The following is a 12,222-nucleotide window of genomic DNA, read 5'->3' as shown; positions in this document are numbered from 1 at the left end:
CAGCTGAAAAGCGGGACCAGTAAGCCGAGCAAGAAAATCAGTAATGACGATCGGAGTGGCCGGTAGACAGCCTGGTTGATCTCCCCATCAGGGCGCAGCCGACGGGTTTGGCAGGCGTTTGAGAGGGAATAAAAAACTAGAACCATTAACCCGGCCGAAAGGCTGACCTTTTTAACTCAACTTTTTTGACCATATGCATTTTGGTCTCAAGCAGGAGCGATTTGCAAGATTAGGACAGAAATTATTAATCTCCTGAATGATTAGCTGCTTTTCAGATGCACTGCGGGTTGAGAGCCAGCCATCTAAGCCATGGCTTGTCGAAGGTAACCTGTTACTCTTCGTCGGTCAACGATTTGCCGCTAATCATATAGTACAAGTCCGACTCAGATAGTTTAGAGAAAGACCCCGTTGCGCCCTGATACACCGGGGCGACTTGATAGAGAGGATTGTCGATCGACTCGGTCGATAGCTGCTGGATGGCGTATGTCCGCACCTGATCCGCGCCGATGGATAATTCGACCTCAAACAACAGGGGATCTTCCGAGATAATGGTTAGGTGGCTCACGCACGCATTGGTATTGGCCATAACGGGCGTCTGCTCTCGGTAAGCCGTTGACAGGTAGCGCAGGATCGGGCTTGGGTTTTCCATGATGGGACCAATATACGCAGTAATGTCTTGGGCGGGTAACAAGCAAGGGAGCTGAATCTAAAATCTAGTGTGTTTAGAAAGAGCGTTTTCTTACTTGACCTCATAACACATTGACCAGCTATACAAAGTACTGTTGGTGGACCATTTCGTATGAATAGGAGCACTCCCCCTTAGTTGCTTATCGAACGAATACCGTATGAATCATCGGTTGAGCCAGGCTCATTTTTAACCCAGCCTACCACCGCAAACAGCGGATCACTCCAGCCACCTGGGCTACGATCCAGGACCTCTAGTTGGTCGAACAGGCCGGTTTGCTCATAATACGAACGGACCAACTGCTGATGGCCCAGATCATCGAGCGATTGCCAGATGGCAACGGCCTTGGTCGGAAACATGCGATTGGAGAACACGGTCAGGAACGGACTGCCGGGCCGCAGCACGCGCGCCAGCTCCCGGTAAACAATCACCGGCTGCGTCAGATACTGCACCGACACGGTGACCATGCCCCCGTCGAAGGTATTATCGCCGTAGCAGAGGCTGGGTATTTGGTTGAGGTTCTGTACCAGGTACTCGGTGAGTTGTGGGTTGGCCTTCAACTCGACCTCGTTCATGCCCAGTCCGGCCACGCGTCCGTAGTGTATGTTGGTAGGCAGGTGGCTTACCCAACTGCTCATTAGATCGAGAATGTTACCGCCAGCGGGCAAATACTCCGCATATAAGTGGGTGGTGGCGCGTAGGGCGGCCTCGTCGATGTGGTTGACCAGGCGGGGCTGCCCGTAAAATTGCCGGTCGTCGGTTTCGTCGTAGCGTTGAAATGGATTCGTAGCGGTCATAAGAAGCAGGTAACTGATCAGGAGCCTAACCGATCGTTTAAAGGGGATGTTTTGCTGGATTAGGCGCAAAACTGATCAAGAAACGAGCGAACTTACCCACCCTACTTGGGGGTATTCGGTAAAAGAGGGTTACCGTTATTGAATTCGGAGCGATTATTGAGACAAATAATCCAAGCGTAGTTAGTTTAACGTTTTTCGTACTTTAGCTAAACCATAGCTGGTTATACAACACGTCTATGAATAGTACTAACTTGCTGTAAAATAAACGGTTGCGCTTAACCACTATCGTCCTTACAAGTAGTTTTGCGTCCTTTATGCGTTGGCTTGTGCCCGTTTACGTTATCAATCATCATGCCCTGAACTCAATGAATAAATGGTTTCTGCTTGTACTGGCTGTCCTCTTACCCCTGCCAACACTAGCCCAATCAACTCAGCAAATTGTCATTGGTCAGATTGACAGCCTGACCTCAAAAATTCTCCGTGAGAAGCGTAAACTATGGGTGCATCTCCCAGACAGTTATAGACAAGAAGCATCAGCCAAACGACGGTATCCGGTCGTCTATCTGCTGGATGGCGATAGCCACTTTCCGTCACTGGTGGGCATGATCCACCAACTAAGTACCGTCAATGGCAATACAATCTGCCCCGAGATGATCGTGGTGGGCATTCCCAATACCAACCGGCTGCGGGATCTGACTCCCACACCCGGGGGCTCAATGATTCCATCGGCTGCCGACAGTACCAGAATCAAGAACTCGGGCGGAGGAGAGAAATTCACCGCCTTCATCGAAGGCGAACTGATTCCTCACATTGATTCCCTGTATCCCACCGAGCCCTACAAAGTATTCATCGGCCATTCGCTGGGTGGGCTGCTGGTCATCAATACGTTGATTCATCACCCAAACCTGTTCAACGCCTACGTGGCCATCGACCCGAGTATGTGGTGGGCTGATCAAAAGCTGCTCACTACCGCTAAGCAGGTTATAGCTAGCCAGAACTATGCGGGCAAAGCCTTATTTGTTGGTATCGCCAATACGATGGAGCCGGAGATGGATACCTTACGGGTACAGGCGGATACGAGTGGCGCGACCAAACACATTCGCTCCATCTTAGCCCTGGATCGCTTACTAAAGGCCAATGGACAAACCGGCTTACGCTACCAGGGGAAATACTACGGCCTCGATGACCATAGCTCCGTGCCACTCATCGCAGAATACGACGCACTCCATTTTATTTTTGCTTCTTACCGATTCAAGCTGACCGACCAGGACTATGAGGAAGACAATACCGGGTTAGCCGATAAACTGACAATCCATTTTAAGGCCGCCACCAGGCAGTTAGGCTATCCGGTGAAGCCCCCGGAAAGTATGGTCAATGAACTGGGCTCGTATATGGTATCTCAGAAGAAGTTTAAAAAAGCGGAAAGTCTATTCAAACTTAATGTGGCGACTTACCCAGCCAGTTTCAAGGCCTATGATTCGTACGGGGATTACTTTGTGGCCAAAAAAGACACCGTCAGTGCCATCGCCAATTTTCAGAAATCGCTTTCGCTGAAAGAGACATCGGCAACGCGAAAAAAAGTAGTGGCTTTACAAGCCTCAGGCAGCCCTGGCCCATCCCCCGCCGATAAGCCGAAAAAATAATAGTCTACTTAGTGATAGAATCAGTAAATTCAACGCAGTCAACTCGGTTATATAAGTGGGGCGGCCGTCAGGCCCGTATACAAGTGTTTAACTAGACGCCCCATTTGAGAAGTAGATACGTTTTGTTTCACTTTGAGGAGCTGCTCCACTAGGGCGTGTGGACAATCAAAGTAATAAAATCATGATTTAGGCCAAGTAAACAAATCCGGCAAAACTGACCGCCGTCTTTTCATAGCGAGTGGCCACCCGGCGATACTGCTTAAGCTTATTAAAATAACACTCCACTTTGTTACGATCTTTATACAGATTTCCATCAATCACACGTGGCTCAAGCCGGTTTTTCTTAGCCGGTATGACTACCTCCGTGTCAAGACCATGCAAATAAGCAATTAATGAATCTGCATCATAACCTCGATCGGCTAGTACAGCATTGGTCTCATAGTCAGCTAATAAAGCCTCTGCCTGAGTAATGTCAGAGCGTTGGCCTACACTCAAAATGATGCGCAGTGGGTTCCCCAACGCATCGACCGTGGCATGAATCTTTGTACTGCTCCGGCAGCCCGGTCCAACCGCCCACTGATTGACCTAAGCACTCGCTGGCGGGATCACTTTTTTTTTGACCTGCTGCGTGTTGATGAGCCCGCACGATCGTTGAGTCGATCATCAGCCAGTCTAAATCCGGCTCTTGGAGTTCATCAAAGATACTTTGCCACAGACCGGCCTTTGCCCACCGTCGAAATCGACGATAGACCGACCGGGACGCCGGAGCGTTTCCAAGGGCCGAATCGTTCCGGCAAATCACGCCAAGGAGCTCCACTGCGAGTAATCCAAAGCACGGCATTGATAAAGAGTCGGTTATCTGTTGCACTGCGGCCCACATCGCCGACTTTTCCGGGTAAAAGTTGGGCAATTTTTGACCATTGTGAATAAGTAATTTCGTAGCGTCGCATTCCACAAAATTGCAGCTCCAGTCTATATTTACCTAATTGTCCACACGCCCTAACAAATAACCCCGTTTTGAGTTGCCTTTTTAACTAATTAATGGAAACGGATGAAGAACATGTCGATAACCTTTCTCCTGGCGGGGGCTGTATTGGGCCTGCTTTTAGTTTTCACGGTAAACCAGACCCGTACTAACCTGAACCGATCGCTGAAGGCTAAGTAGTTGAGTGGAAGGGGGCGGAGCGCCACTGCGACGCCGAGTAGGCAATTCCTCACTTGACTAATAAAAAGCGGAACGTACTATAAATAGGAGCCTTTTTATAGGACAGTGATTTTTCAATGTCTGTCCAACCAAATCCTTAGAATATGATTTTTACCAAACTTTTTGTCAAACTCTCAATCGTTAAGTGTTCGGCCAAATAGCACCACTCCAATTTATAGCCGTATTCTGGTTGTAGGTTTTAAACCAGTTTTTAAGCATACTAACAGACTGAGGACGTCTGATGTTCGGCTACGTTTTTCGCGCCCGAACACCAGATAAGCAGCATGGACTACTGCTGGAAGTAGTCCATCTTGTCGGCATCCACATTGTTATTGACACGGGCCTCTCCTCCGCTTCCCCCAATGATCACCGAACTAACTGTCAACGCTCCCGTCGTCGCTCCGGGTATCAACTGACCTGTGAAACCGAATGTTAGCTTGTCGCCAGCCGCCACCACACTGGTTGTCGTCAGCATATAGTAATTGGGGTTAGCGGTAGCGTTGAAAGTCCACAGGTTGTTCTGCACCGAGCGGCCATTGACGCGGGTAGCGGCTGGATCGAAGCTCAGCGGCAGCTTGGCATCTTTGGTAACTCGAACGGTAATTAGGCCATTGGTCGCTACTCCCAGCAGTTCTACCACATCGACGACAACGGTTATAGTGGTTGTGTTGTAGACAGTTGACGGCCTGGCGTAACTGATTGGTGTTAAATCGGGGACACTAACCGCTGACGAGTTAATCACAGCGGTACCGGTGTTTGTGGAGGCCATGCCCGCATTGTCGATGGCCTTGAAAGGAATGCTCACCAGACTGGCATCGTTGGTGGGGTCCACCAGCACAGCCACGGTCGGGTTGCCGCTGCCATCGGTGGGCACCACTACCCCCGTTGGCGTCGCTCCCGTGAACTCAGGCGAGCTGGGGATGTAAACCGTGCCATTGATGGTCAGACTGGTCGTGTTGGATGGGAAGCCCGTAATGCGGATGCTAATCACATTACCCGGTGATGGGTCGCTGCTGGGGGTGGTGTTGGTAAATGTGTTCACGGGCACACTCATGGAGCTGGTGCCCCCGGCATTGGCCACTGTGTTGGTACCGCTACCCGCCACGGGTAACTGCTCGATGCCAAAGTTAGCATCCGTCACGGAGACACCACCGACCGTCACGGGCAGGATGCCGTCAGGTGTGCCATCGTCACCGGCTGTCGCACCATTGTACTCGCCGGTGTTGGTCCAGTTGGCGGGTAGGCTGGGCGTGGTACTACCGGCGAGGTTGGTTGTCAGCACAATCGAGTAGCCACCGTACCCGTCAACGCTGGTGAAGCTATACGCCCCGTTAACGTTGACGGGTACGGTGGCTATCAAATTGCCCGCTTGTACTAGGCTGGCATATACTGGCAGGGTTGGCCCGTTCACACTCGTGCCGCTGACTGTGTTATCCGTCAAGCCATTCGCATCATTGAAGACTGCACCAGAAACGGCCACACAGGTAGGAGTGCTGAAGGTAATTGGACTAGAAGTAGCTGTGCAGCCATTATACATAACCGTTACCGTATACGTACCGACGGGAGCGGTTACCATGGCGCCATTGCGTGTCACGCCCGTTGCGGGGCTAATGGTATAGGTGGAAGCGGCATTATAGTTGCTGATCGTGAATGTACCGGTCGCCACCTTACAAGTAGGCTGTGTGGCTGCGGCCAGCGTAGGTGTGGAGAGTGGGGCAATCACTGTCGCGCCTACGGCATTCGAGATAACTGAGAGCCCACAGCTGTTCGTCACGATGACCCGATAGGTACGACGGCCACCGTTGACTCGAGCAGTCAGGGTATCCGCGTTGTAACCGGGATAGGTGGACGCAAAGGGAGCCAGACTGGCGTAGTTAGTGCCATCATCACTATACTGCCAGAGATAGGTTAAGTCCGTCCCACTGGCAGTTACTGAATAAGTGGCGGAGTTACCTGAACAAACTGTTGGCGCGGTAGGCTGCGCAGTAATCGTAGGAGCCGTATCCAGGGTAAATGTTGCTGAATTCGACGTGACTGTGCCACAAAGATTCGATACAACAACTCGATATCGTCGGCCATTTGACTCTGTTCCATTCGTTGTTAGGGTAGCGGTGTTGTAGCCTGGATATGAATTTGGACAGCACGATAAGCTAGTAAAGCTAGCACCGTTATTATCGCTGTATTGCCAATCATACGATAAGCCTGTGCCACCAGCTATCACCGAATACTGAAGCCCGTTATTGGTAGCGTTACATGAGGCTTGACTAACGGGTTGCTTTGAAATACTGGGAACCCTACAAACTCGGCCTATGGCCAGTGTTGTCGCATCATTCAGGTTTTGTACCTTCCTGATCTGGATTAATCTCACATTAGCTTGAGGTATGCGAATAATAAGCGCTGCACTTGAACTGACACAGGTTCCGCTATTGGGAGCAGGGGCAAGACCCATCTGAAAAGCATTGCCATTTAAATTGTTTACTACCCTGACCCCATTCGTACATCCTCCTCCCAATTGGCCTAAGTCCGTCGTCCAAGTGCGTAAATCCAGATTAGCGCCACTTTGCGGATAAGCCGTTAGTGAGTAGGTTACACCACCGCTTGCGTCAGGAGTCATGTCATTCAACACTAAAAGCAGATCGCTGGTGTTGGCTCCAGTCGGAAAGGTTATATCATAACTGGTTGCGTTGTTCGGATCGCCATTTGCATTTACCTGTGGATCGTTAATAGGCACCCTATTATAGGGGCCACTTGTCCATGTGTTTCTTCTTGTAGGAATAAAGGTTGTGGTACTACCGCTTGCCGCAGTAATAATTGCTAAAGGGCCATTCATAATAGCCGTCATCGAAGTACCACCACTGGTTCCAGAAAAGGTGGCCCAGGCTGACTGAGCGTGAAGCTTGCTTAGGATGAAGAGGAGCAACAACGGTAGTATCCCCAGTGGCCATCTTGTTTGGTAACGTTTGGATTTCATAGGATTTTGGTTAAAAAGTATAGTTGTGTTGTTTATGGACGAATCCGTTTTGATTCAGTCTACATCTCGGTTTGAACTCTTTTAAGAGTCGATGGCGCAGTTGGAAAGCACGCTACTAGAAGACCAGGACAGTTGTGCCCATAACTGACTTTCTTTAAAGAAACAAAAGCTGGCTAACCCCTTCCGGCGGGCCGCTTCACCCGACCCTGGTGATCCGATAAAGCGCCAACCGGATTGGTTGTCACTTGGCCACAAAACTGGCTTTTCGGTTCTTAAGAGAAGAGCACTCTGGTTGCAAAGACGAACACTCTGGTTGCAGACAGATGAAAAAAGGCTAAAAAAAGAGGGTTTTGAGGGCTAGGCAGTCTCCTGAGCGTATTCAGTTGGCGAAAGCTTATACAATGCCCGGAAGCAACGGGCAAAATACGACGGGGTTTCAAAGCCGGTCAGGTAAGCCGTCTGGGAACTGGGGTAGCCTTGTCGAAGGTACTGGGCGGCTCGTTTGAGTCGGTAGTTACGTACCAGATCGGTAGGCGTTAGCCCGGTCAGGGCTTTTACTTTTCGGTAGAGCGAGGTTCGCTCCATGCCTACCTCATCGGCCAGTTGCTCGACGCCATACGCTGAATTGTCGAGTTTCGCTTCCAGCAACGAATAGATGGTTTTTAACAGCGGATCATGGGTAGGTAGCGGCTGCTGAACATAAGCCACCTGGGTCAGTCGCTGATGAAGCCAATCCTGTAATCGTTGCCGTTGCCGGATCAGATTCCGTACGCGCACCTGTAGTTCGTCCTGACGGAAAGGCTTGGTCAGGTACTCATCGGCGCCAGCCGATAAGCCCTCCATGCGATTCTGCTGAGCCGCTTTGGCCGTCAGCAGGACAACGGGAATGTGGCTGGTAGTCAGGTCTGCTTTCAGTCGCTGGCACATACTGACGCCATCCAGAATGGGCATTAGTATGTCCGAAATAATCAGATCCGGTAGGTATTGGTGCGCCATCTCCAGTCCCTGCTGACCATTCACGGCCCGGCGAATGCGGTAAGAATTCGGTAAGCTTTCGGTAATTAAATCGGCTAGTTCGGTGTGATCTTCTACCAGCAAAATCGAAACGGCTTCATCGGTCGCATGAACTACGTTTTCCACACTGCTAGTCTGGTCGGCAGAAGGGGCCAAGGTTACGGCTCGTCCTTCGTCTACTCGCCGGTAGGGTAGTTCGATAGTGAAACAGGTTCCCTGCCTAAGCTGGCTGGTTACGGTGATTTGACCACCCTGCAAATCGACCAACTCTTTGACCAGCGTCAGGCCAATGCCAGACCCTTCCTGTTGACGAACACCGGGGGCAGGGCCCCTATCCGAAGACGGGTGGTTTTGCGACGGTTGATCTGACGGGACGCGATAGAAGCGATCAAAAATGTGGGGTAGCTGATCGTTGGAGATACCGACACCTGTATCAGTAACACGGAGCATAACCGTTTCTACGGTTGGCCTCTGCACAGCGGTCAGTTCTACCTTTACCTGTCCGTCCAATGGCGTAAACTTGAGGGCATTGCTCATCAGGTTGGCAACGATTTTCGTTAGCTTATCGGCATCGAACCAGTACATACCCTGTAGTTCACTTCGATACGTGAGAGAAAGCCCACAAGTCTTTGCCTGCTCATCGAAATCAGCCACAAGCTGGGCGACAAAATCGTTCAGCAGTCCCGGCGCTTCATCGACCGACAGAGCCTCCGCATCCAGCTTAGCCAGATCCAGCAATTGATTGATCAGGCTCAGCAACCGTTGTCCGTTATGTTGAATGGTTGCTAAACGCTTTTGATAAGGCGTTTTCTGTAAATCCGTCAGCAAGCTTTCTGTCGGCGCTAAAATCAGCGTTAGTGGGGTACGGAATTCATGCGTTACGTTGGTAAAAAAGCGGGATTTCATCGCATCAAGCGATCGTAACTGCTGTGCTTCCTGCTGACGAAGGTTAATGGTTTGTTGCAGTCGCTGCCGATTCAGGTACATGCTGATCCCATACCCAATTAAGCCGACCAGGCCCAGCACGTAGAGGGTATAGGCCCACCAGGTAGCCCATAGGGGCGGATGAATGATAAGACGCAATTTTCGAACGTGAGGGCTCCACTGACCGGATGTATTGGACGCATTCACCCAGAAGGTATACTGACCGGGACGAAGACCGGTATACACAGCCTGTGCCTGCCTGGTTTCCACCCAACCAGATTCCAGCCCGTCCAGCCGGTAGCGGTAGGCATTCTTCGTCGGACGATTGAACTGGAGGGCCGCAAAGCCAAGCGTAATAAAATTCTGATCGTGAGGCAGGCTCAGCTGATGAATAGCCTGAATGGGTGGGTATCCCCGTACCGAGTCCGTTTCTGTTTCGATCAGTCGGTTGTTGATGGTCAGGGTCGTTAATTCGACTTTTGGTTCAAACGAATCATCCTGTAACTGATCGGGATAGAAGGTCGTGAAGCCGTCCAGCCCGCCCATAATCATCTGCCCATCCGGAAGCGATAGATAATGAAACCGGTTGAACTCGTCGGCTAGTAAACCGTCTCCGCGGGTATAGGTTCTGACCCGGAAGGAGCGAGCCTGTAAGCGACACAAGCCTTTATTGGTACCAATCCATACGTTGCCACTATGGTCGGGCAGTGCCGAATAAATGACATTGTTGGGTAATCCTTGTTGGGTTGTCAAGCGTTGGCAGGTGCCTGTCCGTTTGGAAAACACGCTCAGCCCACCCCCAAATGTACCGACCCAAAGCCGGTCGGAATCCTGCGGATCGGCCGATAGGCACAATAACGCATTGCTGCCGATGGATGTCGGTTGGTCAGTCTGGTAGCGATACTGCTGTAGCTGACCCGTTCGTCGATCCAGTCGAAAGAGTCCGTTGGTTTCAGTCGCTAGCCAGAAGGCCTGCTTGTCGGCAACCATTTGTAAAACCAGGCCCATCCGTTGCCAGTTCGTCTGGATAGGGCATGGAATCCACCGTTGCTGCGGGGTATCGTAATGCCACAACACCTGTTCATACAGTGTCCATACGCGCCCCTGTTCGTCAGTTGCCAGGGGTTTGAAAGTCGGACTATGTGGAATGGGAAACGGGATGCGCTGAACCTGATGGCTGTTCAGGTCAATCTGATAAAAGGTCGGGCTACCAAAATTAATCCAGAGCTTACCCTGCCGATTGTAGGTATACCGAAAAAAATAAGCACCTCCCTTGCCAACAGCCTGAGCCTGTTCCGGGGAGATGGTTAGATAGTGGATCAACAAATCCTGTTGAAAATTAAGTTGATAGGGTGCTGTCTGAAACGGGTAGGCTCGCAGATCGTATTTGTCAACGCCTTTTCCGTCTGTACCCAGCCACAGTACATCCGAATGATCAACCAGCAGGGTTAAACAACGGCCCATACGCGTGGAGGAACGGTTCAGCAGCTGAGGAATTTTACCGGGTACGTAGTGAAACAGATAATTTCGATTCGATAGGAAGATGCCCCCGCGCGGATCAGCCGCAAACCGGACGCCATGCGAGTCATTTTCCTGACTGGGTAACGAATAATAGCGCTGTTCAGATCGGGCCGGGTTTATGACTCCAAATCCCGTTAGCGTTCCAACAAATAGCTCACCTTTGGATCCGTTTGCCAACGAGTACGTGCCATTCGTCCGGAAATCGTCCGAAACCTGAGGGAGCAGCGATCGGTGGATAAACTGCCCCGTCGATGGGTCAAGCTGATCGACGCCGGTTCCCGTGGCCAGCCAGATAAACCCTTTGGAATCCTGAACAATATCTCTGACCCGATCGCTGCTTAAGGACGATAGGATCTGGTGTTGGTGCCTAAACCATCGAAATTGGCCGGTGCGGGTATTCAGGCAAATCAACCCTTCACCAGACAGCCGATCCCTGGACTGTAAGGCAATCCACAACCGATCCTGACGATCTACATAAAGCGTGTTAACTGAATAACGGCCGACTGCCCGCTGAAAAACGGGAAGCCTGGAAAAATTAATGAACGTTTCAGTAGCGGGCTCAATAATATCAATGTCGCCCTGTTCGGATAATATCCAGATTCGGCCATGAGCGTCGAGCCTAAGCGAGTTAACGGCGGGAAACGACAGGGAAGGACCTCCGCTGGCTTTTGGTTGAAAAACCTTAAACCGACTGCCATCGTAGCGACAGAGGCCATCGCGGGTAGCCATCCAGATAAACCCCTGCTGATCCTGTACAATACTGGGAATAAAACTCTGGGGTAACCCATGCTGATCGGTAAGGATATGAGGATGAGGTAAGCGAAGCGGTTGCGCCAAGAGACGATACGAATCCTGTCCGCCTGGATTAAACATCCAGCAGATGAGAAGCAGCCGTTTAACAAACTCACTCACAACGACAGATCAGGCTCGGCTTATAATCAGAAATCGTTTACAAGATAGCTAATAAGTAGCGGGTTAGCACTAAAAGAGGAAGAAGCTAACGTGAACCATAGGATTGGTATCCCTTAGGTTTGTCTCATGATCTTAGTCCAAGGTTGACTTCCATACTCCTTATACCTTCGATTACTCACAAACGTGAGCTACCCTGCTGCTTCGGCGGTCCCGATACGTCGGAACGGCCCTGGCGACAGGCCCCACAGAATCGCCTTAACGCGTATATCAGATAAGACCGTCCGGCGGCCCGGCTATTAGTAGATCTAAGCCTCTATGGGGTTGCTTGACCACCAGATTCAGCAGGGTGGCCAGTAATATAGAAATGAGCATTTGCTGAGACAGCTGTTCAGGCAGTGTTTTGCTTCTATTTCATAAATGAGACGGACCTTTATTCTTTACATCTGCCTGAGCGGAGCTATTTGAAAACTGTTCGATCAACTACAGCACGAGGGCCTGTTAGTTGAACGATTGCCTGAACGCTAAGGGCGATTGGGCAGTTTTTGTTTTGA

5 protein-coding genes and 1 pseudogene are annotated in these 12,222 nt (G+C 50.8%); 1 reads left to right on the top strand and 5 read right to left on the bottom strand.

Features of this window, described 5'->3' with window-relative positions:
- Nucleotides 1–331: 331 nt before the first annotated feature.
- Both IC230_RS33780 and IC230_RS33775 read right to left on the bottom strand, forming a co-directional pair.
- The gene (locus IC230_RS33780) at nt 332–649 is read right to left on the bottom strand and encodes a hypothetical protein (protein WP_191043499.1); all 318 of its coding nucleotides are present in this window, start codon (nt 647–649) and stop codon (nt 332–334) included.
- Nucleotides 650–819: 170 nt separating this feature from the next.
- Nucleotides 820–1,482 carry a methyltransferase domain-containing protein gene (locus IC230_RS33775; RefSeq protein WP_191043498.1) on the bottom strand — a complete coding sequence of 221 codons (663 nt, stop codon included), beginning with the start codon at nt 1,480–1,482 and terminating at the stop codon, nt 820–822.
- Between the two features lie 314 nt (nt 1,483–1,796).
- Between IC230_RS33775 and IC230_RS33770 the strand changes: the two genes are divergently transcribed.
- Nucleotides 1,797–3,125: an alpha/beta hydrolase gene (locus tag IC230_RS33770; RefSeq protein WP_223861046.1), complete on the top strand. Its 1,329-nt coding sequence runs from the start codon at nt 1,797–1,799 to the stop codon at nt 3,123–3,125.
- A gap of 186 nt (nt 3,126–3,311) precedes the next feature.
- Here the strand turns inward: IC230_RS33770 and IC230_RS33765 are convergent.
- The 3 genes and pseudogenes from IC230_RS33765 to IC230_RS33755 all read right to left on the bottom strand — a co-directional run bounded on the left by IC230_RS33765 (nt 3,312) and on the right by IC230_RS33755 (nt 11,671).
- A pseudogene (locus IC230_RS33765) lies at nt 3,312–4,075 on the bottom strand (IS5 family transposase).
- Between the two features lie 543 nt (nt 4,076–4,618).
- Entirely contained in the window at nt 4,619–7,300 is a 2,682-nt protein-coding gene (locus tag IC230_RS33760; RefSeq protein ID WP_191043497.1) for a beta strand repeat-containing protein, read from the bottom strand.
- Between the two features lie 357 nt (nt 7,301–7,657).
- Complete coding sequence (locus IC230_RS33755; protein ID WP_191043496.1) at nt 7,658–11,671, bottom strand: hybrid sensor histidine kinase/response regulator transcription factor; 4,014 nt, start codon at nt 11,669–11,671, stop codon at nt 7,658–7,660.
- Between the last annotated feature and the right edge of the window lie 551 nt (nt 11,672–12,222).

Origin of the sequence: Spirosoma validum, from assembly GCF_014699035.1 — a bacterium.
Classification (GTDB): Bacteria; Bacteroidota; Bacteroidia; order Cytophagales; family Spirosomataceae; genus Spirosoma; species Spirosoma validum.
This window is presented reverse-complemented; position numbering and strand designations above follow the sequence as displayed.